At 55.7% G+C, this 25,591-nt stretch carries 21 protein-coding genes; 4 read left to right on the top strand and 17 right to left on the bottom strand.

The window, feature by feature from the left end:
• From ftsH to JKK62_RS09395, 7 genes are all read right to left on the bottom strand, one after another.
• The coding region (ftsH, locus tag JKK62_RS09425; protein WP_201427675.1) for an ATP-dependent zinc metalloprotease FtsH at nucleotides 1-1,823 on the bottom strand (1,823 nt) is incomplete at its 3' end.
• Between the two features lie 51 nt (nucleotides 1,824-1,874).
• Nucleotides 1,875-2,417: a hypoxanthine phosphoribosyltransferase gene (gene hpt / locus JKK62_RS09420; protein ID WP_201427674.1), complete on the bottom strand. Its 543-nt coding sequence runs from the start codon at nucleotides 2,415-2,417 to the stop codon at nucleotides 1,875-1,877.
• Complete coding sequence (tilS, locus tag JKK62_RS09415) at nucleotides 2,395-3,702, bottom strand: tRNA lysidine(34) synthetase TilS (RefSeq protein ID WP_201427673.1); 1,308 nt, start codon at nucleotides 3,700-3,702, stop codon at nucleotides 2,395-2,397. Before tilS ends, hpt begins: the two co-directional genes overlap by 23 nt.
• Nucleotides 3,692-5,059: a replicative DNA helicase gene (gene dnaB / locus JKK62_RS09410; RefSeq protein WP_201427672.1), complete on the bottom strand. Its 1,368-nt coding sequence runs from the start codon at nucleotides 5,057-5,059 to the stop codon at nucleotides 3,692-3,694. The genes tilS and dnaB overlap by 11 nt, the downstream gene beginning before the upstream one ends.
• A 2-nt stretch (nucleotides 5,060-5,061) precedes the next feature.
• Entirely contained in the window at nucleotides 5,062-5,505 is a 444-nt protein-coding gene (gene rplI / locus JKK62_RS09405; protein WP_186834302.1) for a 50S ribosomal protein L9, read from the bottom strand.
• 5 nt (nucleotides 5,506-5,510) lie between these two features.
• Nucleotides 5,511-7,493 carry a GGDEF domain-containing protein gene (locus tag JKK62_RS09400; RefSeq protein WP_186834303.1) on the bottom strand — a complete coding sequence of 661 codons (1,983 nt, stop codon included), beginning with the start codon at nucleotides 7,491-7,493 and terminating at the stop codon, nucleotides 5,511-5,513.
• 105 nt (nucleotides 7,494-7,598) lie between these two features.
• Entirely contained in the window at nucleotides 7,599-9,383 is a 1,785-nt protein-coding gene (locus tag JKK62_RS09395) for a ribonuclease J (protein ID WP_366503277.1), read from the bottom strand.
• A 247-nt stretch (nucleotides 9,384-9,630) separates the two neighbouring features.
• On the opposite strand from JKK62_RS09395, the gene rnhA reads away from it, so the two are divergent.
• Nucleotides 9,631-10,068 carry a ribonuclease HI gene (gene rnhA, locus JKK62_RS09390; protein ID WP_186834305.1) on the top strand — a complete coding sequence of 146 codons (438 nt, stop codon included), beginning with the start codon at nucleotides 9,631-9,633 and terminating at the stop codon, nucleotides 10,066-10,068.
• Between the two features lie 112 nt (nucleotides 10,069-10,180).
• Here the strand turns inward: rnhA and nrdR are convergent, their stop codons facing one another.
• The 7 genes from nrdR to JKK62_RS09355 all read right to left on the bottom strand — a co-directional run bounded on the left by nrdR (nucleotide 10,181) and on the right by JKK62_RS09355 (nucleotide 18,329).
• Entirely contained in the window at nucleotides 10,181-10,639 is a 459-nt protein-coding gene (gene nrdR / locus JKK62_RS09385) for a transcriptional regulator NrdR (protein ID WP_186834306.1), read from the bottom strand.
• Between the two features lie 112 nt (nucleotides 10,640-10,751).
• A complete protein-coding gene (locus JKK62_RS09380; protein WP_201427670.1) occupies nucleotides 10,752-12,092 on the bottom strand; it encodes a D-alanyl-D-alanine carboxypeptidase family protein in 1,341 nt (446 codons plus the stop codon).
• A 10-nt stretch (nucleotides 12,093-12,102) separates the two neighbouring features.
• Complete coding sequence (gene recG / locus JKK62_RS09375) at nucleotides 12,103-14,148, bottom strand: ATP-dependent DNA helicase RecG (protein WP_201427669.1); 2,046 nt, start codon at nucleotides 14,146-14,148, stop codon at nucleotides 12,103-12,105.
• A gap of 134 nt (nucleotides 14,149-14,282) precedes the next feature.
• Nucleotides 14,283-15,935 (bottom strand): DAK2 domain-containing protein, encoded by a 1,653-nt coding sequence (locus JKK62_RS09370; protein ID WP_186834309.1) that lies wholly within the window; start codon nucleotides 15,933-15,935, stop codon nucleotides 14,283-14,285.
• 129 nt (nucleotides 15,936-16,064) lie between these two features.
• Nucleotides 16,065-16,838: a TIGR00282 family metallophosphoesterase gene (locus JKK62_RS09365; RefSeq protein ID WP_186834310.1), complete on the bottom strand. Its 774-nt coding sequence runs from the start codon at nucleotides 16,836-16,838 to the stop codon at nucleotides 16,065-16,067.
• A 57-nt stretch (nucleotides 16,839-16,895) separates the two neighbouring features.
• Nucleotides 16,896-18,074, bottom strand: a complete 1,179-nt coding sequence (locus JKK62_RS09360) for a sporulation protein YqfD (RefSeq protein ID WP_201427668.1) — start codon at nucleotides 18,072-18,074, stop codon at nucleotides 16,896-16,898.
• Between the two features lie 9 nt (nucleotides 18,075-18,083).
• On the bottom strand, nucleotides 18,084-18,329 hold the full coding sequence (locus JKK62_RS09355) for a YabP/YqfC family sporulation protein (protein WP_186834312.1): 246 nt from the start codon (nucleotides 18,327-18,329) through the stop codon (nucleotides 18,084-18,086).
• Between the two features lie 82 nt (nucleotides 18,330-18,411).
• Here JKK62_RS09355 and JKK62_RS09350 point away from each other — a divergent pair, with 82 nt between their 5' ends.
• The 3 genes from JKK62_RS09350 to JKK62_RS09340 are packed head-to-tail and all read left to right on the top strand — an operon-like array spanning nucleotide 18,412 to nucleotide 21,808.
• Nucleotides 18,412-19,434, top strand: coding sequence for a hypothetical protein (locus JKK62_RS09350; RefSeq protein WP_186834313.1), 1,023 nt, complete (start codon nucleotides 18,412-18,414; stop codon nucleotides 19,432-19,434).
• Between the two features lie 5 nt (nucleotides 19,435-19,439).
• Nucleotides 19,440-21,275, top strand: coding sequence for an asparagine synthase (glutamine-hydrolyzing) (gene asnB / locus JKK62_RS09345; RefSeq protein WP_201427667.1), 1,836 nt, complete (start codon nucleotides 19,440-19,442; stop codon nucleotides 21,273-21,275).
• A 32-nt stretch (nucleotides 21,276-21,307) separates the two neighbouring features.
• Nucleotides 21,308-21,808, top strand: a complete 501-nt coding sequence (locus JKK62_RS09340; RefSeq protein ID WP_186834315.1) for a phosphatase PAP2 family protein — start codon at nucleotides 21,308-21,310, stop codon at nucleotides 21,806-21,808.
• Nucleotides 21,809-21,958: 150 nt separating this feature from the next.
• Here the strand turns inward: JKK62_RS09340 and mscL are convergent, their stop codons facing one another.
• From mscL to JKK62_RS09325, 3 genes are all read right to left on the bottom strand, one after another.
• A complete protein-coding gene (mscL, locus tag JKK62_RS09335) occupies nucleotides 21,959-22,396 on the bottom strand; it encodes a large conductance mechanosensitive channel protein MscL (protein WP_186834316.1) in 438 nt (145 codons plus the stop codon).
• A gap of 61 nt (nucleotides 22,397-22,457) precedes the next feature.
• A complete protein-coding gene (gene tyrS / locus JKK62_RS09330; protein ID WP_186834317.1) occupies nucleotides 22,458-23,684 on the bottom strand; it encodes a tyrosine--tRNA ligase in 1,227 nt (408 codons plus the stop codon).
• Nucleotides 23,685-23,796: 112 nt separating this feature from the next.
• Nucleotides 23,797-25,591, bottom strand: a 1,795-nt coding sequence (locus JKK62_RS09325; RefSeq protein WP_201427666.1) for a YgiQ family radical SAM protein, incomplete at its 5' end; no start/stop codon positions are given.

The following is a 25,591-nucleotide window of genomic DNA, read 5'->3' as shown; positions in this document are numbered from 1 at the left end:
TCGATATTCTCGCTGAGGAGCTTCTCGGCACGCGCGTACGCGTCGTTTACGATCTCGAGAACAAGCTCGTCGATCTTCGCCGCAGTCGCCTCGCTGTAGTCCTGAGTGCGCGCCATATCCCTGCCTAGGAATACGCTGCCGCTCTCGGAGCCGTAGTTGACGCAGCCGAGCTCCTTGGTCATGCCGTACTTGGTGACCATTGCGCGCGCGGTCTTTGTTGCGCGCTCAATGTCGTTGGACGCGCCTGTGGAAATGTCGTCGAGGATCAGCGCCTCGGCAACGCGTCCGCCGAGGGATACCACGATATCCTCGAGCATCTCACTGCGCGAATTGTATGACTTATCCTCGGTGGGCAGAGGCATTGTGTAGCCGCCAGCCATTCCGCGGGGAATAATCGAAATCTCGTGAACGGGATCCTGCGTTTCGAGCACGTCGAAGAGGATAGCGTGACCTGCCTCGTGATAGGCGGTGAGCTTCTTCTCCTTGTCGCTCATGACCTTGCTCTTCTTCTCCGCGCCGACAACGACCTTGATGGTTGCTTCCTCGATCTCCTTCATGGTGATCGCCTTCTTGTCGGCACGTGCCGCGAGAAGCGCCGCCTCGTTGAGCAGGTTCTCGAGGTCGGCTCCTGTGAAGCCCGCGGTGGTCTTTGCGATCGTGCGCAGCTTTACGTCGGGCGCAAGAGGCTTCTTGCGCGCGTGAACCTTGAGGATAGCCTCACGGCCGTTGACGTCGGGATAGCTTACTACAACCTGACGGTCGAAGCGTCCCGGTCTGAGAAGCGCGGGGTCGAGTACGTCGGGACGGTTGGTCGCGGCGATGAGGATTACGCCCTCGTTCACGCCGAAGCCGTCCATCTCCACGAGAAGCTGGTTAAGGGTCTGCTCGCGTTCGTCGTTGCCGCCGCCGAGACCTGCGCCTCTCTGTCTGCCGACGGCGTCGATCTCGTCGATAAAGATAATGCAGGGCGCGTTCTTCTTCGCCTGGTCAAAGAGGTCGCGGACACGCGACGCACCTACGCCGACGAACATCTCTACAAAATCCGAACCCGAAATCGAGAAGAACGGTACGCCTGCCTCGCCCGCGACTGCGCGCGCGAGAAGGGTTTTACCTGTTCCGGGAGGGCCTACGAGCAGTACGCCCTTGGGAATGCGGGCACCTAACTTGTTGAACTTCTCGGGGTTCTTAAGGAACTCGACGACCTCGGCAAGCTCTTCCTTCTCCTCGTCGGCTCCTGCCACGTCGTCAAAGGTCGTCTTGCGCTTTTCGTCGTTGGTGTTCTTGATCTTTGCCTTGCCGAAATTCATCTCTCTGCCGATGCCGCCGCTTCCCATGCGCTTCATCAGGAATATCCACGCTCCGATGAAGATTGCGACCATAATGATCGTCGGGATAAGCTCGAGCAGGAACGAATTGTCGCTCGCGCGGATGTAGTTGTACTTTACAGGCTCGTCGGGCGACGACTTCTCGTTTATCTCCTCGATGAAGAGGCGGATATCGGCAAGCTGTCCCTTGACGACGACCTTGGACTTTGAGTCTGTCTGCTGGTCTGTGCCCGCGAGAGCTGTCAGCGGATTGCTCGCCGCGCTCTCCTCGGTCTTGGGATACGCCTTCTCGCCCTCCTTGAGGGTGATCTCGACAGCGCCCGAGCCGTAGTTGATAGTGTAGCTGTCAACCTTGTCGTCGATGAAGTACTGCACAAGCTCGGATGTCTTTGGTGAATCCGACTGGCGCGTACTCAGAAAAATCGCCGCGACAACAATCAGCACAATCGGGATTGCGAGATAGAGCAGCAGGTTGCGCGTCCTCTTTTTATTGTCCAAATTATTTCACACTCCTTGGGTTTGTTGACCGCGGGGTCGCCGCCGTCTGTATCATTCATAAACGGAACGTTTGAGGATTCCGATATAAGGCAGGTTGCGGTATTTCTCGGCATAGTCGAGGCCGTAGCCGACGATGAACTCGTCGGGGATCTCGGCGCCGCAGTAATCCGGTACGAGAGGTACCTTGCGGCGTGAGGGCTTGTCGCAGAGGGTGCAGACCTTGACGGAATTTGCGCCCTTTGTCATAAGATAGTTCATGACGAAGTTGAGGGTGTTGCCCGAGTCGATGATGTCCTCAACCACCAGAACATCCTTGCCCTGAACAGGCAGAGTGAGGTCGCTGACGATCTTGACCCTGCCCGAGCTTTCGGTGCCGCTGCCGTAGCTCGAGGCAACCATGAAGTCGATCGAAAAGTCGAGATTCACGCGCTTCATCAGATCCGCCATGAACGCGACGCTGCCCTTGAGCAGTCCGACCATCATAAACTCTTTGTCATTATAATCTTTTTCTATCTGTTTTGCAAGGGACTTCACAATTTTTTCAAGTTTTTCCTGCGAAAGCAGTACGGATTCAACGTCCTTGTGTAACATCATAGCACTTCTCCCCGTTCAGTTCAATGGTTAGATTTTGGTTTTGGGTGTATATTTTACCCTGAGTTGAATATCCCAGCGCCTCGCACCAGAGTACAACGCTGCCCTCACACAGGCAGATCACGCTGTCCCTGAGCTTTGAGGGTACTCCAATCTCGCGCAGAGCCTTGCCGAGAGATTTGGTTATATTTCTTTTTTGGAAAGAAAACATATCTCCCTCGCGGCGGGTGCGGAAAATCAGGGTTTTATTTTCTTTATTAGAATTATCTATCGACGCGGCGACGAGCTTGTCTATAAAGCTGAAGCTCACGCTGCCGCGCAGCTCGACTTCAGGCATCTCTGGGCTGCCGCTGCCGGCGATACAGAATATATTGCGCCTGCAAACCGCGGTATATTCGCGGCTAAGCTCTGCAGCGCCGCCGTTTCTGAGGATATCAGCGATAAGTCCGAGCTTCTTGGAATCGGTTTGAATATAATATTTCTTTAACAGAATATTAATTGCCGTTTTCAGGACGGCCGGGTGGTTGTCAAGCAGCCTGTCCGCGAAATATCCGTAGTCGGTTTCGGCGGCTGTGAGAGCGGCGTCCGCCTGAATGTCGAGGTAATCCGAGACCTCGGCTGCCGTGTCGGTAAAGCGCGTTACCGCAGCTTCAAACGACGGATTCAGCTCACGAAGTACGGGAATCACATGGTGGCGGATTTTGTTTCGGGTGTACTCATCTCCGAGATTTGTGCTGTCGGTGACGAAGTCAAGCCCGTTCTCCGCGCAGTACTCCTCGATCTGAGCACGCGTGACCTCGATCAGCGGACGGATGATCCTGCCGCGCTTCGGCGGAATGCCTGCCGCGCCGCGAAGAGAGCTTCCCCGCGCGAGGTTGAATATCAAGGTCTCGGCGTTGTCATCAGCGTTGTGGGCGGTGGCGATTCTTGCGTTATGCGCTTCGGCGAGCGTTCCGAGAAAGGCGTAGCGCTCATCTCTGCCGCAAAGCTCCTCGCTGACGCCGCGCTGCTTTGACAGAGCGGGAATATCGAGGGTCTTGGTATAAAAAGGTATATTATATTTCTCACAGAGAATTTTGCAAAACCGCTCGTCGCGGTCTGCTTCCTCGCCGCGAATGCCGTGGTTAAGGTGGGCGGCGAGAATCGTGAGGTTGTATTTTTCTTTTACGGAATAAAGAAAGTGAAGCAAAGCGGTGGAATCCGCTCCGCCCGAAAGAGCGACAAGCACTGTGCCGCCGTCTTCGAGCAATTTATATTTTTCGCAGGTCGAGAGAGCCTTATGCGTCATACTTCTTCTCCATGCCCGTGAAGCGCATGAACTCGCCCTGCCAGTGGAGGTTGACGGTGCTGGTCTCGCCGTGACGGTTCTTCGCGACGATGCACTCGCCCGAGTTCATATCCGCCTGAGGAGTCGGATTGTCGCCGTTTTCGCGGTCGTAGTAGCCCTCGCGGTAGAGGAAGAGCACGATGTCCGCGTCCTGCTCGATCGAACCCGAATCACGCAGGTCTGAGAGCTGAGGACGGTGGTCGCCCGTGCGCTGCTCGGACGCACGCGAAAGCTGCGAGAGCGTGATGATCGGGACGTTGAGCTCCTTCGCCATGATTTTGAGGTTTCGGGTGATCGCGGAGATCTCCTGCACGCGGTTGTCGATACGTCTGCCGCTCGCCATTAGCTGGAGGTAGTCGATGACAACAAGATCGACCTGCTTGAGCCTTCTCAGGCGCGCCTTCATTTCGGTGATCGTGATAGTCGAGGTGTCGTCGAGGTAGAGGTCGGCGTTCTTGAGCACGTCGCTCGCAGGGATAAGCCTTCCCCAGTCGCTGTTGTCGAGCTTGCCCGTGCGCAGCTTTGTGCCGCTGACGAGAGCCTCGGACGACAGAAGTCGGCTCGCGAGCTGCTCGCGCGACATTTCGAGAGAGAAAAACGCGACGGTTTTCTTTGACTGGCAGGCGACGTTGCGCGCGATGTTCAGCGCAAAGCTCGTCTTGCCCATACCGGGACGGGCGGCGAGAATGATGAGGTCGCTGCGGTTGAGTCCCGTGATCATGCGGTCGAGGTCGCCGATACCCGTCGGAATCGCGCGGGTGTTGCTGTCGCGTTCGGAATTGAGGTCGTCGAGGCGGTCAAATGTCTGCAAGATAACCGAATTGATGCGCTCGAGTCCCTTGGAGTTCTCGTCGCTGCGGATATCAAACAATCTCTGCTCGGCGGCGTCGAGAATCAGCGAGGTGTCCTCGGCTCCCTCGGTGGCGTCGTCGATGATCGCCCTTGACGCTGTGATAAGCTGTCTGAGCTTGTACTTGTCCGCGACGATACGCGCGTACTGTCCCGCGTTGCTGTAGGACGGACAGGAGTCCGCAATATTGATAACGTAGGTTTTGCCGCCGCTGCTCTCAAACTCGGGATTGCCCTCGAGCCTGTCGATCAGCGTTACGGGGTCGACGGGAATGCCGTTGTTCATCATCAGCATCATTTCCCTGTACATCAGCTTGTGGACGCCGACGTAGAAATAATCGGGGCTTTTGATGAAGTCGAGCACCTCGTCGAGCATCGAGCTCTCGAGCAATATCGCGCCGAGAACACTCTGCTCAGCCATGGTGTTGTATGGCATTACGCCGAGGTCGGAAGTGAACTCCTCAGCCATGATTACGCCTCGGAAACCTGTACGTCAATCGACGCGGAGATGCCTGTGTAGAGCTTGACCTCCGCCTTGTAGGTGCCGAATTCCTTGATGTCGCGCTCGAGCACGACCTTGCGCTTGTCGACGGCGATGCCGTACTGCTTCTTGATCTCCTCGGCGATCTGCTTTGAGGTGATGCTGCCGAAGAGCTTGCCGTTGTTGCCGTTCGCCTTCATCTTGAACACCTTGCCCTCGAGCTTTTGCTTGTCCTGCTCAGCCTGAGCCTTGGCGGTGGCGATCTTGTAGTTCTTGGAGTTCTCGGCGTTCTTGTACTCGTTCATAGCCTGTGCGTTGGCTTCCTTAGCGAGCTTCTTGGGCAGCAGGTAGTTTCTGCCGTAGCCCTCGCTCACCTCAGCGAGCTCGCCCTTTTTGCCGAGTGCCTTTATGTCCTGCAGAAGAATTACTTTCATTTATATCAGTCCTTTTTTGGTTTATTTTGTTTGTCGGAGTTGTCCTCCTCGGCTTCGTCAAGCACGTTGTCGATAGCTTCCGTCAGCTGCTTTCGCGCTTCCTCGATGGACGAATTGTAAAGCTGGGTCGCCGCCATTGTCTGGTGGCCGCCGCCGCCCATTTTTTCCATGATTAGCTGGACGTTTATCCGTCCGTAGCTGCGCGCGGAGATGTTTATCTTCTTGTGGTCGCCGAAGATTACGAACGACGCGACTATACCCTTGAGGGTGAGCATCTCGTCAGCCGCCTGCGCAGACGCGAGACGTATGTCGTCGGTGAGCTTGTCTGAGGTCGAGATCGCACAGCCGCGGTGAACCTCGCTGCGGACTACGATGTCGACCTTCTCGCGGTATGTATCGATGCTGCCCGAGAACAGCTCCTTTACCGTGAGGGTATTCGCGCCCTTGCGCCTGAGATACGCCGCCGCTTCGAAGGTGCGCACGCCCGTCTTGAGCACAAAGTTCTTGGTGTCGAGCATTATGCCCGAGAGCAGCGCGTCAGCCTGAATGTAGCCGAGCGGCTTGTCGTCGAGGTAGCTGATGATCTCGCAGCACATCTCGCACGCTGACGAAGCTGACGGCTCATGACAGAACACGAGCGCGTTGTTTATGTAATTGACCGCCTTGCGGTGGTGGTCGATAACGACGATCTTCTTTGCCCTCTCGTATAGCTCTCGGCTCTCGAGAGAGGTCGCAAGGTGGGTGTCGACGATGATCAGAAGCGATTTCGGTGTGATACCTCTGAGCGCTTCCTCGGGAGTGGTGTAGATATCGCTCTCGAGCCTTTCGTCGGTGTACTCGATAAGCTGCTGCGCCATCGAGGTCTCGCGGTTTATGACGACCTTGCTGTACTTCTTGAAGGTCTTGTCCATGATGCACTGCATGCCGATCGCCGCGCCTACGCAGTCGAGGTCGGAGAAGCGGTGTCCCATGACGTATACCTTGTCCGCGTCGGCAACGGCACGGCTTATCGCGTTCGCGATGACGCGCATTCGAACCTTGCTGACCTTCTCTGCCGCAGCCGCCGTTCCGCCGAAGAACTCGTAGGTGTTGTCGCGTATGATCGCTACCTGGTCGCCGCCGCGTCCCAGAGCCATCTCCAGCGCCTTGCGCGCGTTGAGCTCACTCTCGCGGACGGTCTTGCTGCCGCGGCAAAGTCCCACGGATATCGTCGCGATGTGGCGCGCGGTGCCGATCGAGCGGATATCCCTTAGTATCGGGAACCGCTGGTTGACCATGTGGTCGATGTCGGCGTCGCGGAAGATTATCATATAGCGGTTGTTGGTGATCTTCTTGTACATCGCCTTGTACTCGTTCGCCCAGCGCTGCAGATTCGCCTCGACCGAGATCGCGACGGTGGAGTAGTACTCCTCGGAGCTGGAAACAAAGTCCTCGGCGTTGTCGAAGGTTATCAGCGCCACGCACGGGATCGACGCGTGGTACTCGCGGACGGTGGACTTGTAGTAGGTGTTCTCAATGAAGTGGCAGACCGTGCTGCCGTCGGCATTGAGACAGTAGACGGTGAATTCCCTGCCGTCTACCGCTACGTCCACGCCGTCGCTGTCTATGATATCGACGATGTCGTAGCCTGATATATAGTTGTTGATATGGTCGCCCTCGGGGCTGCGTCCGCCGATCGCCTTGCGGAACCGCGCGTTGCACCACACGATGTCGCCCTCCATTCCGACGACGGCAACGGGGTACTTGTAGCGCTCGAGGTAGTCGCGGTCGATGCCGTTGATCCTGTCCGCGGTCGACCTGACTATTCCGCGTATATACGCGCTGAAACGCAGGCTGAGCGCGATCACGGCGGCAATCGACAGCACCGTTATGCCCAGCTCAACGTAGAACACGATTATGTTGTAGTTTGCGGAAATAGTCGTCATCAGCAGCATCACAATCGTGAAGATTATGAACCACGGCGACAGCATCCAATGTTTTTTTCTCATAGCAGTCCTTTTGTTAATTGAAAATGAAAAATTGAAAATTGAAAATTTCGGGTCGCTTACGCTCCGAATTGTATTTTTGGGTCAGCGGCAGTTTCCAAACCGTCCTTATACTTCCTGTAAGATCGGGAGGATCATCGGCGCGCGGCGGGTTCTCTGTGCAATGAGCTTCGAGATCTCGTCCTTGATGCGGTTCTTGATGATGCCCCACTCGTGAATGTTGTTGTCAGCGCAGTCCTCAAGGATATCGAGCGCGAGCTTGCGCACCTCCTCGAGCAGCTGCTCGCTCTCGCGCACGTATACGAATCCGCGCGAAACTACGTCGGGACCGCTGATTACATGGCCGTCGTAAACGTCGAGCGAGGCGACGATGATGATCAGGCCGTCCTGTCCGAGGTGCTTTCTGTCGCGCAGAACGATGCTTCCGACGTCGCCGACGCCGAGTCCGTCGACAAATACCTTGCCTGCGGGTACGGGCGCGATCTCCTTCATGTAGTCCTCGTTGATCTCAACCGTGCTGCCAACGTCGCCGATGAAGATGTTCTTTCTTTCCATGCCGAGGAATTCGGCGAGGTCGGCGTGCTTGCGCAGATGCTTCTGCTCGCCGTGGACGGGAATGAAGAACTTCGGTCTGACAAGGCGGTGAATGATTTTCAGCTCCTCCTGGCAGGCGTGACCCGAAACGTGCACGTCGTACATAGACTCGTAGATGACCTTGCAGCCGCGCTTGAGCAGCTCGTCAACTACGTTGCCGACGGTCTTTTCGTTGCCGGGGATAGGATTCGCGGAGATGATGATGAAGTCGCCCTCGCCCACCACGACCTTGCGGTGGTCGGAGTACGCCATACGCGACAGCGCGCTCATCGGCTCGCCCTGACTGCCCGTCGTGACAAGTACGATCTGCTCGCGCGGATATTTGTCGAGCATGTCGAGGTCGATCAGAATATTGTCGGGCACGTTAAGGTAGCCGAGCTTCTTGGCTACGTCCATGTAGTTGACCATGCTTCTGCCCGAGAAGGCGACCTTTCTGCCGTACTTCGCGGCGCAGTCGATGATCTGCTGGACGCGGTTGACATTCGACGCGAAGGTCGCGATGATAATGCGGTAGTTCGCCGCGTTGTTGAAAAGCATATTCAGGCTGTCGGACACGAGCCTCTCTGTGCGCGTAAAGCCCGGACGCGATGCGTTGGTGCTCTCGGCTAAAAGTGCGAGTACGCCCTCGTCGCCTGCCTGCGCGAAGCTCGAGAAGTCGATAGCGTCGCCAAGGATAGGCGTGCAGTCGATCTTGAAGTCGCCCGTGTGTACAAGCGTGCCCGCGGGTGTGCGGATAGCAAAAGCCACCGCGTCGGGAATGCTGTGGTTGACGTGAATGAACTTGACTTCCATGCAGCCGAGTCTGATTGTGTCGCCGGCGTTGACGACGTTGAGCTTCGCCTTGTTGAACAGGCTGTGCTCCTTGAGCTTGTTGCCGACAAGTCCGAGCGTCAGCGGCGTGCCGTAAATCGGTATGTTCACGAGAGAGAGAAGATAAGGCAGTCCGCCGATATGGTCCTCGTGGCCGTGGGTGAGCACGATGCCCTTCACCTTGTCGAAGTTCTGCTCGATATAGGTGAAATCGGGGATTACAAGGTCGACGCCGAGCATGTCTCCGTCGGGGAACGCCATGCCGCAGTCGATTATTATCATATCGCCCTCGCACTCAATGAGGGTGATGTTCTTGCCGATCTCATTCAGTCCACCGAGGAACGATACCTTCACAGACGGCTTTGTGGGTCTTTGAGGCCGGCGGTTTGCCTTCGGCTTCGAGCTTTTAGCGCTCTTGGACTTTGCCTGCCCTTTCCCGATATTTGTATTTTTGAGCTTAAAGTTTCTGTTATTGCGTTCTTTGCTCACAAAATTACCTCCATATTCTTCAGATTTGTTCCGATCATATATTAATCCATTACGGATAAAAACCAAAATGGGTATACTGATTTCAGCATACATATACATTGTATATTTTACCTCAAACGCCGCTTTGCTGTCAATATGTTATTGGAATTATGAAAAAGTTTTTCCAAATTTCCCCTGCCCTCTTGTTATTATGGGCGATTTGTGAGAAAATATATCCGTGACAATCAGATGCAAGAAGGAGATACATATGAAAAGAGTTCAGGTCTATACGGACGGAGCGTGCAGCGGCAATCCCGGCCCCGGAGGCTGGGGCGCCGTACTGAGGTACAACGGAGTGGAAAAGGAGCTTTCGGGCGGCGAGCGTGAAACCACCAACAACCGCATGGAGCTATGCGCGGTGATTTTCGCGCTGGAGGCGCTAAAGGAGCCTTGCGAGGTCGAGCTGTACAGCGACTCGCAGTACGTCTGCAACGCGCTCAAGCTCGGCTGGGCAAAGAAGTGGCAGGCTCAGGGCTGGATGCGCAACAAGAAGGAAAAGGCTCAGAATCCCGACCTCTGGGAAAGGCTGCTCAGGCAGTATGACAGGCATCAGGTCGAGATAAACTGGGTCAAGGGTCACGCCGGTCACCCCGAAAACGAACGATGCGACAGGCTCGCTGTCGCTCAGGCGAAGAAGTTTTCTTGATAATTGAAAATTGAAAATGGAAAATTAAGGGTCGCTTCGCTCCGATTTTTATTTTTCATTTCAACAACCAAAAAAGCCGCCCGATCGGGCGGCCTTTGCTCTTTAAATAGTATTACTGTTTCTCGGTGAGCAGCTTGTTGAGCTCCTCGAGGAAGGTGTTGATGTCCTTGAACTGGCGGTAAACCGACGCAAAGCGCACGTAGGATACCTCGTCGACTGTCTTCAGCTCCTCCATCGCGAGCTCGCCTATCTGGCGGGTTGTGATCTCGCGGTCGAGCATGCTCTGGATCTTCGCCTCTATCCTGTCGACCATTTCCTCGATCTGAGTGAGTGATACAGGGCGCTTTTCACAGGCGCGGAGAATGCCCGCGGTGAGCTTGTTGCGGTCGAACACCTCGCGGGACTTGTCGCGCTTTACGACGATGATCGGAACGGTTTCGATCACCTCATGGGTGGTGAAGCGCTTGCCGCATTTCAGGCATTCCCTGCGGCGGCGGATCCTCTCTCCGTCGTCCGCCGATCGCGAGTCGATAACCTTGCTCTCCTCAAAGCTGCAATATGGACATTTCATAACCTGTCACCCCGTCTTTGTGATACTATATTTTCTTATAATAATTCCATAAAGAAATTATACCACAAGATGTTGTGAATTACAACTACATATTGTTTACAATTTAATTACATCAGAAGTTGCGGTACTTCTTGACCTTCCTTCTCTTTCTCTGTCTGTTGCGGTGGATCTTGCCTGCGATGACGTAGCCTGCAAGGATGAGCAGGATCGCCACAATAATGACAATGAACCAGTAGGACCGGAAGATCGTGCCGATTACGTCGAGCACCGCGAGGATTCCGCTGCGGTCGAGATTCTCAGATGGCACGAGGTTTACCGTAGCTACGATCTGCTTGTCGCCTGTCTTTGTGTCGACGTAGTAGACTGCCGCGGTACCTACGGGCGTATCTGTCCTGAGAGGAGCGGATATCACCTCGTCAACATTGGTTTCAACAACGATATTCTCAGGCGTCAGATCCTTTGGCATTACGGCATTGAGGTTCTTCTCGGGAACGAGGGTCACCTTGTCCCTGCCCCAGGCGAGCTTGACCTTTGCCTCGCAGATCGGAGTCTGGGTGGACTTGATCGTCTGCATCTGGAGGTCAACGAGCGCCCAGCGGAACAAATCGGCAGCGTCGGTGAAGGTGTAGTACTCCTCCATCTCGCCCGCCTTGTACGGAGCGCCGAGAAGGATAAGGATATATGAGTTGCCGTCGGCTGAGGCGGTGGTGACAAGACAGCGGCCTGCTTCATCTGTGGTACCTGTCTTGACGCCCTCGGCGTACTGGTAGTAATACTCGCCGCCGCGGTACTGGTCAATCAGGTAGTTTGTGGTGGTCAGGGCGTATTCGTCACCCTCGCACTTGTACTCCGTGGTATTCGATATCTCGAAAAAGTGCGGCAGCGTCAGCGCGTAGGTGGTGATTTTGTAGAGGTCGCGCGCTGTGGTGTAGTGGTCGTCGTCGTGGAGACCGTCGGGATTCATGAAGTGGGTGTTCTCGCAGCCGAGCTCGTCTGCCTTCTCATTCATCATGTCGACGAACTTGTCGATATCGCCGTCGCCGACGTAATCTGCGAGAGTCAGCGCCGCGTCGTTGCCCGAGGGTACCATCATCGAATAGAGCAGGTCGATCGCGCTCATCTTCTTGCCCACGTGGTCGGCAAGGTTCGCGGAGGAACTGTCGGTGCCCTTGAGCTTGTCGAGAACCGACTTCTTGATCGGGATACGGGTGTTTTCGATGTCGTCGATGTGCTCGTAGGCGACGATGTAGGTCATTATCTTGGTGGTAGATGCCGGATAGCGCTTCTCGTCGGCGTCCTGCTCAAACACAACCTGACCGATGTCGCGGTTAACCATGAGAATCGACTTTGAGCGGGTGACGACGTTGTTTGAGAAGCTGATTGCGCCTGCGGGCAGGGTCGCCGCACCGAGCAGCACACAGAGCGCGCACAGTACGCAAATGAACTTTTTCATATACTCACTCCTAATTCATCGTATTGTGACCGCCGCGGCTGAACAGCCTGTCGATTTCGGCGTTGAGCAGCCGAAGCTCATCGCTGCGGAGGTCTTTGTATCGGAACATGATCTCGTCGGCGATCTTCTGCGAGAGCTCGAGGCTCTTCGTATCGGCAAAATCGGCTATGGCGAGCTGCGGAAGTCCGTGCTGGCGCTCTCCGAAGAAGTCGCCCGGTCCGCGCATTTTCAAGTCCTCGTCGGCGATTTTGAAGCCGTCGTTGGTCGAGCACATGACCTCCAGACGCTGACGCGTGACCTGATTCATGCGGTCGCTTATCATCACGCAGAAGGACTGCGCATCTCCTCTGCCGACGCGGCCGCGGAGCTGGTGGAGCTGAGAAAGCCCGAACCGCTCGGCGTTTTCTATGAGCATGACAGAGGCGTTCGGAACGTCAACCCCGACTTCGATCACGGTTGTCGCGACGAGTATTTTGTATTCATTCCTGGCAAAACCGTCCATGACGGCGTCCTTTTCGGCGGGCTTGAGCTTTCCGTGAACCACGCCGACGGGTATATCGGGGAAGTACTTTAGCATCAGCTCGGCGGCGTACTCCTCGGCTGAGGCTACGCCCTCGAGCTCGCCCTCCTCGACGAGCGGACAGACGATGTACGCCTGCCTGCCGCGCGAGACCTCCTCGCGGATAAACTTATATATCCTGCCGCGTCCCGATGCAGGCAGCAGAACCGTGCGGACGGGCTTTCGGTTTGGCGGAAGCTCGTCGATTACCGAGATATCGAGGTCGCCGAAGATTATCAGCCCGAGTGTGCGTGGAATCGGCGTCGCGCTCATTACTAGCAGGTGCGGATTGTCGCCCTTTGAAAGCAGCTTCGCGCGCTGTGCGACTCCGAATCGGTGCTGTTCGTCGGTTACCGCAAGTCCGAGATTATTGAACTCCGTCTTGTCGGTGATAAGCGCGTGAGTGCCGATCACGAGCTGTATCGTGCCGTCGGCGAGGCCTGAGCGGACGCGCTTCTTATCGCTCTCCCTGAGTGAGCCTGTCAGCAGTCCGACAGTGACTCCCGTACCCTCCAAGAGCTTTTGGAAGGTCTCGTAGTGCTGTGCAGCGAGAATCTCGGTCGGCGCCATGAACGCCGCCTGAAAGCCGTTCTTTATCACGGTGAAGCAGACCGACGCGGCAACCGCCGTCTTGCCCGAGCCGACGTCGCCCTGTACAAGGCGGTTCATCTGGGACGGCTTACTGAGCATATCGTTAACGCAGTCGGCAATCGCCCTCTTCTGCGCGCCCGTCAGCTCAAACGGAAGCAGCTCTTCGAACTGAGCGGAGAAGTCCTCGTGTATCTTCACGCCGCTGAGCGTGCGGCTGTGGTCGCGCAGGCTGCGCATTCCGAGATTGAGCACGACAAGCTCCTCGGTGACGAGCCTTCTGCGCGCGTACTCGAGGTCGGCGGTTGTTTTGGGAAAATGGATATCCTCTATCGCCTTTCGCAGTCCGCAGAGGTCGAACTTCTTCCTGATACCCTCGGGCAGCGGATCGCCGACCGTTTCGGGCAGCATTTTCAGCGACTTCTGCACCGCACCCTCTATTGTCTTTGAATTCAGCCCCGCGGTAGAACGGTAAACAGGGTGGATATGAGGCCCCTGACGCGCCGGTGAAAACGCGGGAGCGACCATCTGGGAGCCGTAGCTGTCGAAGGTTATTTTTCCGTAAAAGAAATATTCCGCTCCGTAGGCGAGCATCTGGCTTATGTACTTGTTATTGAAAAAGACGAGCTTTACGGTGCCCGTGTCGTCGTAGACGGTGGTCTTGCATATGAACCTTCCGCCCGCGAGCATCGTGTTTGATACCGCGGAGCCGACAACCGCCTTGACGCAGTAGGTGCCCTCTTCGGTGATATCGGCGATGGGCGTGACCTCGCTCCAGTCCTCGTAGGCTCGGGGATAGAACTGTATCAGCTCGCCGACTGAGGATATTCCGAGCTTTTCAAACTGCTCGGCTCGCTTTGGCCCCACCCCCGAAAGAGCGGAAACGGGTGTTTTGAATAAAGATGGCATAGTTTTTAATTGAAAATCGAAAATGAAAAATGGAAAATTTCGGGTCGCTTGCGCTCCGATTTTTTAGTTGGTAATAAAAAACGGTCAGCATAGGCGAATCACCGCCGGACGCTGACCGCAATATTCTGTTGAAATTACTCGATGCTGAGAATGAAGTAGTAAACGGGCTGGTCGCCTTTGACGAGAGAGATGTCCGCGCGTGAGCCGAACTTGTCCTGAAGCTCGTCAAACGCCTTCTGAGCGTCCTCCTCCTCGACGTCCTCGCCGTAAATCAGGGTGATGAACGAGGTGTCGCGGGTAACCATGCTCTTGGCGAGCTTTACGAGAGCCTTGACGGCGCTCTTCTCGGTGATGGTGAGCTTGCCGTTCTCGAGGGCGATGATGTCGCCTTCCTTGATCTTCTTGCCGCCGAACTCGCTGTTGCGCGCCGCAAAGGTTACAAGTCCCGTTCCGACGTTGCGAGCCGCGTCCATCATCAGCTGGGCGTTGCTGTCGGCGGAAATCTCGGGGTCGAAGTTGAGAAGCGCAGTCATGCCCTGCGGAATCGTTCTGGTGGGAACGATGATGACGTTTCTGTCGTTGACCATGGGCACGGTCTGCTCAGCCGCGAGAATGATGTTCTTGTTATTGGGAAGCACGATGACGTTCTTCGCAGGCGTCGCGAGAACAGCCTCGTAGATATCGTCGGTGCTGGGGTTCATGCTCTGTCCGCCCGATACGACGTTGACGCAGCCAAGCTCCTTGAAGAGGTTCTTCATGCCCTCGCCTGCCGCGACTGCGACAAATCCGATATCCTCAGTGGGCTCTGCGAACTCGAACTTCTCCTTTTTCGCCTTCTTGGACTTCTTGCTTGCCTTCTTGGCATTCTTGTGCTGCTCCTTCATGTTCTCAACCTTGACGGCTAAGAGCTGGCCGTATGTAAGACCCTGCTCGAGAACTACGTTAGGAGTCTCGGTGTGAACGTGAACCTTGATGATCTCCTCGTCGTTGACTACGACTACGCAGTCGCCGATCGTCTGTAAATATGTGCGAAGGTCGTCGGGATCGAGTGTGCACTCGGTATCTCTGCCGACGATGATTTCAGTGCAGTATGTGAATTCGATGTCGTCGTCAAACTCAGCCGCAGCGCTCTCGAAGGTATCGACCGTAGGAGCTGTTGTCTCCTCGTAGGGAATTACCTCGCCGTCGCGGAAGAAGGTGAGCATGCCCTCGAAGATCGTGCAAAGACCCTTGCCGCCCGCGTCTACTACGCCCGCCTTCTTGAGTACAGGGAGAAGCTCGGGAGTGAGAGCCAGTGCGTCGTTTGCCTTGTTGACGATGGTCTGCCATACATAGAGCGCGTTGTGGTTCTCCTTGGAAGCCTCAACGCCTGCCTCGTATGCCATGCGGGCTACAGTGAGGATAGTACCCTCGGCAGGCTTCGTTACCGCCTTGTAGGCAGCGTCAACGCCGATTCCGAGAGCTGCGGCAATGTTCTTGCCGTTGACCTCCTCCATGTCCTTGAGTCCCTGACCAAAGCCGCGGAACAGGATCGAGGTGATTACGCCCGAGTTGCCTCTCGCGCCGCGAAGCATCGCCTTTGCTGCAAGCTGAGCTACCTCGCCCGCGTTTGTGCTGTCGCAGTCCTCGAGAGCCTTCGCCGCCGCCATTACGGTCATCGACATATTTGTACCTGTGTCGCCGTCGGGTACGGGGAAGATATTGAGATCGTTGATGTGATTCTTCTGGGCGCTGATATTGTGGGCGCCGGAGATAATTGCCTGCTTTAGCATCTCACCGTTAATCATAAGCTGCACGTCCTTTTTGTAAACATAAGAAAAATGACATTCTATCAAACATACCTATTATACAAGGTTTCTGCAAATTTTTCAATAGTTAAAACAGATATTAATACGTATTTTCTCTGTAAAATTTTATTACTCTATGCGCAAACTTTCAGCAGTTACGCACTTTCCGCTTTTGTCATCAACTTCGAACAGCACAGCCTCCATCGAGCACTTGCCCGCTGCCTGCTCGAACCGCTCGGGCAGCTTGGTTTTGAGGCGGTTGATGATTATTTCGGTTTTTACGCCGAGGACTGAGTGGATAACTCCCGTCATTCCGACGTCGGTGATGTAGCCCGTGCCCTTCGGGAGAACCTGAGCGTCCGAGGTCTGAACGTGGGTGTGTGTGCCGAACATAGCCGAAACCCTGCCGTCGAGATAATATCCCATCGCGCGCTTCTCGCTCGTGGTCTCGGCGTGAAAGTCGACGATGATGATTTTGCTCTCAGCCTGCTCGAGCATTCTGTCCGCGCACTCAAAGGCGTTCTCGAGTCCGTCCTCGACGCCGAGATTGCCCATGAGGTTAATGAGCGTGACGATCCGCCTGCCGGTGTCGATGTTGATAATCCCCTTGCCGGGCGTGGACTTTGAGGGGTAGTTTGCGGGTCGGACTATGAAGGGATTTTCGTCGAGCAGCTCATAGACCTCCCTGCGGCGGAAGGTATGGTTGCCGAGGGTGAGCGCGTCGACGCCGCTGTCAAAGAGATACTGCGCCGACTGCGGCGTTATTCCGTTGCCGTCGGCTGAGTTCTCGCCGTTGCATATTACCAGATCAACTCCGTGGAACCGCTTGAGCGCGGGCAGCTTCGAGCGCAGAAATTGACAGCCCGCGCTGCCTACCACGTCGCCGATACATAAAATTCGCATAAATTAAGCCTCCGTTTCGGTGCGGAAAAGCTCCGCTTTTTTTATTGTAACATATAATCAGTCCTCTGTCACGCTGAATTCGGCTGTTTCGGCAATATTTTCATTGAATACGCAGTTGAATTCGCAGGAAAAGCCGTCCTTGCTCTCGCTGACGGTCAGGCTGCGGCTTACAGGCCGGCTGTCGGGACGTGAAAACGCCTCATACAGCAGCTCGTCGTTTCGGAAAATCTCCCGTGCAGCAGCCTTGTCGGTCGCGGCGTGCTTTTGCTCGAGCTCATGCGAGGTCTCAACGCTCGTTCCGACAGGCAGGACTGTGCCGTTGAGCACGAGAGAATTGTCGCGGACTGTCACCGTGCGGTACAGGCAGCTTCCGAAGCTCAGCGACGCGGGCAGCTCGAACCAGAGGAACCTCAGGCGCGTGCGGTCTATTTTATTTTCTGTTAAAGAATAATAATCGTACTGTTTGGGAATTTTTAATTCTCTATTGGAAATAACATCAGCGTAGATATCCGCGTCGGCGTGCATATATCTCACACCTCCCTGCTTTGTCGGGTTGAAGCCGCTGACGATAAGCTCGCCCTTTGCGACTCCGCTGCCCTCCTTGACAGTGGCAAAGCCCTCGCGCACCTTGAGCTTTGTGATCACTCCGTCGGCGGACGCGACTATATTGCACGGCTCCATGCTCTGTATCTCGGGCTTCTGAGCCTTCTGACGCACCTCGACGTCGGCGGTGCAGCCCATAATATTGACGCTGACCCACGTTATACCGTCGAGGTCGCGCAGGATATGCCGCTCTATCGGCTCAACATCGAGATTGCCGAGATACGTGCCAACCGATATTCCGTTTTCGGCGAGTACGCGTCGTATCTGCTGCTCGCTCATGCTGTCCGCGCCGAGGATACGGTACGACCAAAGAAACTGCGAGAGCACCGCGATAAGAACCGCACCCAGCGCCGCGCCGACGAACAGCCCGAGCCTGCCGCGGTACTTTCGAACAGCGAAGGGCAGACCGCGGCGCTTCGTCACCCTCATGCGGACTCTTGCCTTCCTCGCGAGCGGACGGACGCGGCGGTAATCGGACACCGACATTATTCCGCTGACTCCGCCTTCAACCGGACGGGGATCTGCGATATTAACTCCGCGCACGGCGGCGAGGTTGAGCAGCCGCTCGGGAAACCTGCCCTTCGCCGTGAAGCCGACATAGCCGCGGAACCATCTGACAACTCCGACTAACATACTCCCACCTCAGCTGATAAACTCGATTTTTGTGATGAAGCCCTCGATTTCGACGCACGAGCCCGAGATACAGCGCACGCTCAGCCCGCGTCCCTCGAACGAGAGCACCATGCGGTTCGTGCTGACCTTGATGTTGCTCGTTTCGTAGAGCAGGATTCCCGTTGAACCCTCGACGTTTACGCGGCGGTTGCCGCTCATCTCAATCAGCGGCGCAGTTCCGAGGTCGAGCTGCACCGCGCTGAGGTTCTTTTTCATAAAAGCATCTCCTTTTCGGGGAAAATTACCCCCTACGGGAAATATTTATGCGGCAGCGGTCATATATATTAGCGGTGATGTGATGTTTGCACGGATTTCCACGCGGCGTTTTGGAGCAATCGGCGCGGCGGTCACGGCTGCCCTTTGCTTTGCGCTGATGATCATTTTCCCGGAGGGCTGCAAAAAAGGCGCCGCCGAGGGACTGAACCTATGTCTCGGCGTGCTCGTTCCGTCGCTCTTCCCCTTTATGGCGGCGGCAGGACTGGCGGTGAAGCTCGGGCTGTGCAGGTTCGGCGGCAGCAGGCTTCCGCTCATGCCCGTCATGCTGCTATCGCTTATCGGCGGCTACCCTGTCGGCGCTAAAGCGGCTGCCGAGATGTACCGCAGCGGTCAGCTAAGTGAATCGCAGGCGAAAACCGCCGCCTACTGCCTTGTCTGCGCAGGGCCGGGATTTTTGCTAGGGTTCGTCGGCAGCATGTACGGCGACGAAACGGTCGGGCTGATTATCTACACGGCTCAGGCGGCTTCGGTCGTACTGCTCACCGTCGGAGCAAATATTCTTTTTCGGAATAATAAATCACCGGCTGCAGCTGTTCGCTTCACGCCTCTGCCCTTCGGCACAGCTCTTGTTGAGGCTGCTCACGGCGCGGCGGTCAGCATGGTGAGTATCGGCGGTCTGGCGGTGCTGTTCGGCGCGTTCGGCGGCATACTCGATATTGTCATTCAGAATGAGGATGTGCGGCGGTACCTCTTGTCCTCGCTCGAGGTATGCACGGCGGTGAAGCTGGTCGGCGGCTGCCCGATAGAGTTCTGCGCTTTCGCTGTGGGCTTCGGCGGATTATGCGTGCACTTTCAGATTTTCGCCGCACTCGGCGAGCTGAAAATCAACAGGTTGTTATTTTTCTTTATCCGAATATTGCAAGGACTGATCACCGCTCTGCTGACACATTTCGGGCTGCGGCTCTTTGTCAGAAAGACGGCTGTGTTCTCGACGGCGGCGGTGGACAGTTCGGGCTTTTTCGGCGGCAGCGCGCTCTCGGGCGCGGCGCTGCTGACAGTCGCGGTGTGCTTTCTGTTCACACTGCGAAATCAACTCAGGAGGTAATTTTTATGTGCGGAATAGCGGGCTGGATCGAAAAGGACTGTATGATGACGGAAAGGCGCGAGACGCTGCAGGCGATGTCTGAAACTCTCACGCGGCGAGGCCCCGACGAAAACGGTATCTACCTCAACGGCGACGTCGCGCTTATACACCGCCGCCTTGTCGTTATCGACCGCGAGAACGGCAAACAGCCGATGGCGGCGCGTCACGGCGACGCGACATATGTCATCGTTTACAACGGCGAGCTGTACAACACCGAGGAGCTGCGTGAGGAGCTGCGCTCAAAGGGCTTTCACTTCCGCGGTCACAGCGACACGGAGGTCGTGCTAAAAGCCTTCATTCAGTACGGCGAGAGGTGCCCCGAAAAGCTCAACGGAATATTTGCCTTCGCCGTTTTCAACACGCGCGACAGGACGCTCTTTCTCTGCCGCGATAAAATCGGCGTAAAGCCGCTGTTCTATCATGAGTACGACGGCGGACTTATCTTCGGCTCCGAGATAAAAGCCCTGCTCAAAAGCGGAGTTGTCAAGCCGCAGATCGACGAGCAGGGACTGAACGAAATATTCTTCCTCGGCCCTGCGAGAACTCCCTCGTGCGGAGTGTTTAAGGGCGTTTTTGAGCTGAACCCCGGTGAGTGCGCCGTCTACAAAAACGGGCGGCTCAGGCGCAGGACTTATTTCTCGATCGAAGCGCGCGAGCACGGCGAGAACGAAGCGGAAACTATCGAAACCACGCGATATCTGCTGACAGACGCGATACAGCGGCAGCTCATCAGCGACGTGCCGAGGTGCCTTTTCCTCTCGGGCGGCTTAGACAGCTCGATCATCGTCAAAACCGCCGCGATGTACCACCGCGAGAACCGCATGGGCAGAGTCCACACCTACTCGGTGGAATACCGCGACAACGCGGAGTTCTTCCAAAAGAGCCTGTTTCAGCCGAACAAGGACTCAGACTACATCGGACTGATGGTCAGGGACGCGGACACGAAGCACCGCGAGGTTATCCTCGACAACAAGCTCCTCGCAGACGCTCTTTATGACAGCGTTGAAGCGCGCGACCTGCCGGGATACGCGGACGTCGACTCTTCGCTGCTGCTCTTTTGCCGCGAGATAAAGAAGGACTATACCGTCGCGCTCTCGGGAGAATGCGCCGACGAGCTCTTCGGCGGTTATCCGTGGTACCACAACAAGGACATTCTCTTTGAGGACTGCTTTCCATGGTCGCGGAGTCAGGACGTTCGGCGAAAGCTGCTCAAGAAGGGCTTACTGCCGCGCGGCGAGGAGTACGTGCGGCAGCGTTACCTCGACACGATCTCAATAGCGCCGAAGCTGAGCACAGACAGTAGGCTTGAAGCGAGAATGCGCGAGATGTTCTTCCTCAACTTCTACTGGTTCATGCAGTGCCTTCTCGAGAGAAAAGACCGCTGCTCGATGTACAGCGGTCTTGAGGTGCGAGTGCCGTTCTGCGACTACAGGCTCGTTGAGTACGCCTACAACATGCCGTGGAAGCTCAAGGCTTACGGCGGCAGAGAAAAGGGGATCGTGCGCAAGGCGTTTGAGGACGTTCTGCCAAAGGAGATCGCGTGGCGCAAAAAATCTCCGTACCCCAAAACCCACAACCCCGTGTACTTTGAGGAATGTGCCAAGCGCGTGCGGTTAATTCTGCAAAAGAATAATGTTCTCACCGAAATGCTCGACAAAAAAACGGTGGAGGATATTATCGAGCGTCCCGAGAGCGTTACTGAGCCGTGGTACGGTCAGTTGATGAAGGCTCCGCAGATCCTCGCGTACATCATCGAGCTTGATTACTGGTTCGAAAAATACGGTGTTGAAATCGTCGGCTGAGTGTGATAGAATAATGCCGAGGAAGTTGAACTATGAACAGAAAACGCTACGAAACAACTGTGCGGTTTTTTTCCGAGAACAAAATCGCTAATACATTTTTACTGATAATATACAAGGCGCTGCCGTACATCGTGTTCGTCGCCTACCCTGCCCTGCTGATCTACAAGTTCTTTGAGATCGGCTACGGGATAGAGTGGCAGAAGCTGATTCTGGTGCCGCTCGGTGTGCTGATTCTGGTAACGGTGATGCGAGTCGTGATCAACGAGGAACGCCCTTACGAGAAGTACGGCATGGACTCCGTGTTCCACAAGACAACCGTCCGCAAGAGCATGCCCAGCCGCCACACCGCGAGCGCGTACATCATCGCGATGACCTTTCTCAGCGTGAACCTTCCGCTCGGCATTGTCGCGCTGTGCTTCGCCTCGATGATCGAAGCGTCGCGCGTTATGGCAGGCGCGCACTTTATCCGCGACGTTGTCGTCGGCGCGCTGATAGGGATTACCGCGGGCGTGGTGTTTTATTTCATTCTATAAAAGAAAAAAAGAGGTAATGATCGGCAGAAGCCTTTCATTACCTCGTTTTATTTGTATTGCCCGCTCAGTTGCGCCCTGCGTGCGCACGAGCGATGGCTGAAAAAAGCGCACGCACAAGGTGCGCACGCTTTTTTATGCGAAAAATTATTATTACTTCTTGTCGAGTTCGCTTGTGCAGTGCGGGCATCTTGTAGCCTTGATGTCGATCTCGCTGCAGCAGAACGGGCAAACCTTTGTTGTGGGCGCTTCTTCGATTTCTTCCTTCTTCTTGAGAGAAGCGAGCTTGTTGAAGCCCTTAACGATCAGGAAGATGATGAACGCCATGATGATGAAGTTGATGATCGCGGCGATGAACGCGCCGAAATCGATCGGGTTGTCGGCGGGGCCGACCTTGAGCATGCTGGTCATCTCCTCGATGCTCTTGCCCGCGATCGTGCCGATGATGAGATTGATCAGCGGAGTGATGATCTTTTCGCAGAGTGCGGTTACGATCGCGTTGAACGCGCCGCCGATCATAACGCCGACTGCGAGGTCGAGCACGTTGCCGCGGCTGATGAATTCTTTGAACTCACCGAAGAATTTTTTCATTGATACTTTCCTTCTTTCCTCTTTTTTATAAATTAGCAGAAAACTCTGCCTGAATCCAATATTATTTCAGTATCGCCTTGTGGAATACCTTCTTGCCCTTCTTGATTACGACGAAGCCCTTTTCAAACGCTTCCTTCGTAACCCTTGCGGTAGCCTCGGTCACCTTCTCGTCGTCGAGCGATACGCCGCCCTGCTCGATAAGACGTCTGCCCTCTTTCTTTGATGGGATAAGTCCGCACTTTGAGAGCAGGTCGAGCACGCCGATTCCGTCGTCGCCGAAGTCTGCGTCCTCAAGCTCGGTTGAAGGCATGTTGTCGGTGTTCTGCTTGCTGCCGAACAGTGCGCGCGCTGCCTCCTGAGCCTTGTCAGCCTCTTCCTTGCCGTGGATCATCTCTGTCAGCTCGTGAGCGAGGATCTCCTTAGCCTTGTTGATCTCGCTGCCCTCGAGCTTTGAGAGCTCCTCGATCTCGTCGAGAGGCAGGAAGGTCAGCATCTTGAGGCACTTGACAACGTCCGCGTCGTCGATGTTGCGCCAGTACTGATAGAAATCATATGGGCTTGTCTTTTCGGCGTCGAGCCATACTGCGCCCGACTGTGTCTTGCCCATCTTCTTGCCCTCGGAATTGAGAAGCAGGTTGATAGTCATGGCGTAAGCGTCCTTGCCAAGCTTGCGGCGGATAAGCTCCGTACCGCCGAGCATATTGCTCCACTGGTCGTCGCCGCCGAACTGCATGTTGCAGCCGTAGCGCTGATAGAGAGCGTAGAAGTCGTAGGACTGCATGATCATATAGTTGAATTCGAGGAAGCTAAGGCCTCTCTCCATTCTCTGCTTGTAGCACTCTGCCGCGAGCATTCTGTTTACGGAGAAGCACGCGCCTACCTCGCGGAGAAGCTCTACGTAGTTGAGGTCGAGCAGCCACTCGGCGTTGTCAACCATCAGAGCCTTGCCGTCGGAGAAGTCGATAAAACGGCTCATCTGCTTCTTGAAGCACTCTACGTTGTGCTGGATCTGTTCCTTTGTGAGCATCTGGCGCATATCGGTACGTCCCGACGGGTCGCCGATCATTCCTGTACCGCCGCCGAGAAGCGCGATAGGCTTGTTGCCTGCCATCTGCAGGCGCTTCATCAGGCAGAGCGCCATGAAGTGGCCTACGTGAAGGCTGTCGGCCGTGGGGTCAAAGCCGATATAAAATACCGCCTTGCCTGTGTTGACCAGTTCTCTTATTTCTTCTTCGTCTGTTACCTGAGCAATCAGACCTCTTGCAATGAGTTCCTCATATACTCCCATCAATCTATTCCTTTCTTACGTTAATACTTTTATATTATAGCCTCTAAACACATTTCGGTCAAGGCTTTTTTAGTTAATAATGCATAATTTTCGGCGTTATTTGCGCAAAAGGCTATTTTTTCTTGCGCGAGTACCGCGAATACTTATTCTTTTTGGGCTTCTGTTTATCCGCCATTCCCGCGGGTGCCGTGACGAGGCATTTCTTGCCGCTGCCGATCAGATCGCGCCGTCCCGCCTTTATCAGCGCCTTGACAACGAGCGGCTTGTTCTCGGGTATGAAATACTGCAGCAGCGCGCGCTGCATAGCCTTCTCGCTCTCGGCTTTCGGCACGTAGACAGGCTCGAGGGTGTACGGGTCAAGCTCCGTGTAGAACATCGCCGTCGAGATCGTGCCCGGTGTGGGATAGAAGTCCTGCACCTGCTTCGGGTGGATATTCTCAGCCTTGCAGAACAAGGCAAGCTCTACCGCGTCCTTAAGGCGCGAACCGGGGTGGCTGCTCATGAGATACGGCACGACGTACTGATCCTTCTTTGCCCTGCCCGTAAGAGAGTAGAACCTGTCGCAGAAGCGTTTGTATACCTCGATATGCGGCTTGCCCATCTTGTCTAGAACCGCCGCCGAGCAGTGCTCGGGCGCGACGCGGAGCTGGCCGCTGATGTGGTGCTTTATCAGCTCCGAGAAAAACTCGTCGCTCTCGTCCTCCATTAGGTAGTCAAAGCGGATTCCGCTGCGGATAAATACCTTCTTTATGCCGTCGAGCGAGCGCAGCTTTCGCAGCAAACCGAGGTATTCACTGTGCGACACCTGCATATTCGGGCACGGCGTCGGAGCCAAGCACTTGCGGTTCTTGCAGAGTCCGAGCCTGAGCTGCTTTTCGCAGGACGGCAGGCGGAAGTTTGCCGTCGGGCCGCCTACGTCGCTTATGTAGCCCTTGAAGCGCGGATTCTCAAGAAAGCTCCCGGCTTCCTTTATCACACTCTCCTCGCTGCGGACGGTGACGGCTCGCCCTTGGTGAAACGCGAGCGAACAGAAGTTGCACGCGCCGAAGCAGCCGCGGTTGTGAGTTATCGAGAACTCAACCTCCCTGACGCCCGGCACTCCGCCCTGTTTCTCGTAGCACTCAGGGTACCACCGCATATACGGCAGCGAATATACCCAGTCGAGCTGCCCGGTATCAAGCGGCGGCATAGGCGGATTTTGCAGCAGGAGGTAATTTCCGTGCCGCTGGATAAGCGTCTTTCCTCTGACCGCATCGGCTTCCTCGAGCTCTCGCCGTGCGGCGATCGCGTAGTCGCGTTTACTCTCGCGGACGCGCTCATATGAGGGCAGCTCGACCGCTGACTTCGGCACGTAGTCCTTCGTCCTCACCTTGAAGCAGGTGCCGCGGATATCCTGCAGCGCTTCAGCCGGGTAGCCTTCGCTTAGTCGCTTTGCGATCTCAACAGTCTGCAGCTCGCCCATGCCGTAGACGAGCAAATCCGCGCCGCTGTCAAAGAGTATCGACGGCATGACACTGTCGCTCCAGTAGTCGTAGTGCGCGAACCGCCGCAGAGAAGCCTCAAGTCCGCCGATGATTATCGGGCTGTCGGGGTAGCATTCTCTGATTTTGCGGCAGTAGACCGTGACCGCTCTGTCGGGACGTCTGCCGTTTTTGCCGCCTGCGGTGTAGGCGTCGTCGTGACGCTTGCGCTTGGCGACGGTGTAGTGGGCAACCATGCTGTCGATGTTTCCAGCCGACACCATGAAGCCCAGACGCGGCCTGCCGAACTGTGTAAAATCACGCGTCTTCCTCCAGTCGGGCTGCGCGAGAAACGCCACGCGCATTCCGCAGTCCTCGAGCACGCGCGTGATTATCGCCGCGCCGAAAGAAGGGTGATCGACATAGCTGTCGCCGCTGACATATACA

The sequence above is a fragment of the Ruminococcus difficilis genome, assembly GCF_016680995.1.
Note: the sequence above shows the minus strand (reverse complement) of the source record. Positions and strands in the feature narration are given on the sequence as shown.

Bases quoted from the DNA above. Each gene is read 5' to 3' on its own strand.
- tilS (WP_201427673.1), bottom strand. From the start codon at position 3,702: ATGACGCATAAGGCTCTCTCGACCTGCGAAAAATATAAATTGCTCGAA.
- JKK62_RS09370 (WP_186834309.1), bottom strand. From the start codon at position 15,935: ATGATTAACGGTGAGATGCTAAAGCAGGCAATTATCTCCGGCGCCCAC.
- JKK62_RS09365 (WP_186834310.1), bottom strand. From the start codon at position 16,838: ATGCGAATTTTATGTATCGGCGACGTGGTAGGCAGCGCGGGCTGTCAA.
- JKK62_RS09350 (WP_186834313.1), top strand. From the start codon at position 18,412: ATGTTTGCACGGATTTCCACGCGGCGTTTTGGAGCAATCGGCGCGGCG.
- JKK62_RS09380 (WP_201427670.1), bottom strand. From the start codon at position 12,092: ATGAAAAAGTTCATTTGCGTACTGTGCGCGCTCTGTGTGCTGCTCGGT.
- mscL (WP_186834316.1), bottom strand. From the start codon at position 22,396: ATGAAAAAATTCTTCGGTGAGTTCAAAGAATTCATCAGCCGCGGCAAC.
- JKK62_RS09360 (WP_201427668.1), bottom strand. From the start codon at position 18,074: ATGTTAGTCGGAGTTGTCAGATGGTTCCGCGGCTATGTCGGCTTCACG.
- JKK62_RS09400 (WP_186834303.1), bottom strand. From the start codon at position 7,493: ATGAGAAAAAAACATTGGATGCTGTCGCCGTGGTTCATAATCTTCACG.
- JKK62_RS09355 (WP_186834312.1), bottom strand. From the start codon at position 18,329: ATGAAAAAGAACCTCAGCGCGGTGCAGCTCGACCTCGGAACTGCGCCG.
- tyrS (WP_186834317.1), bottom strand. From the start codon at position 23,684: ATGGGAGTATATGAGGAACTCATTGCAAGAGGTCTGATTGCTCAGGTA.
- dnaB (WP_201427672.1), bottom strand. From the start codon at position 5,059: ATGGCTGAGGAGTTCACTTCCGACCTCGGCGTAATGCCATACAACACC.
- recG (WP_201427669.1), bottom strand. From the start codon at position 14,148: ATGCCATCTTTATTCAAAACACCCGTTTCCGCTCTTTCGGGGGTGGGG.
- rplI (WP_186834302.1), bottom strand. From the start codon at position 5,505: ATGAAAGTAATTCTTCTGCAGGACATAAAGGCACTCGGCAAAAAGGGC.
- nrdR (WP_186834306.1), bottom strand. From the start codon at position 10,639: ATGAAATGTCCATATTGCAGCTTTGAGGAGAGCAAGGTTATCGACTCG.
- hpt (WP_201427674.1), bottom strand. From the start codon at position 2,417: ATGATGTTACACAAGGACGTTGAATCCGTACTGCTTTCGCAGGAAAAA.
- asnB (WP_201427667.1), top strand. From the start codon at position 19,440: ATGTGCGGAATAGCGGGCTGGATCGAAAAGGACTGTATGATGACGGAA.
- JKK62_RS09340 (WP_186834315.1), top strand. From the start codon at position 21,308: ATGAACAGAAAACGCTACGAAACAACTGTGCGGTTTTTTTCCGAGAAC.
- rnhA (WP_186834305.1), top strand. From the start codon at position 9,631: ATGAAAAGAGTTCAGGTCTATACGGACGGAGCGTGCAGCGGCAATCCC.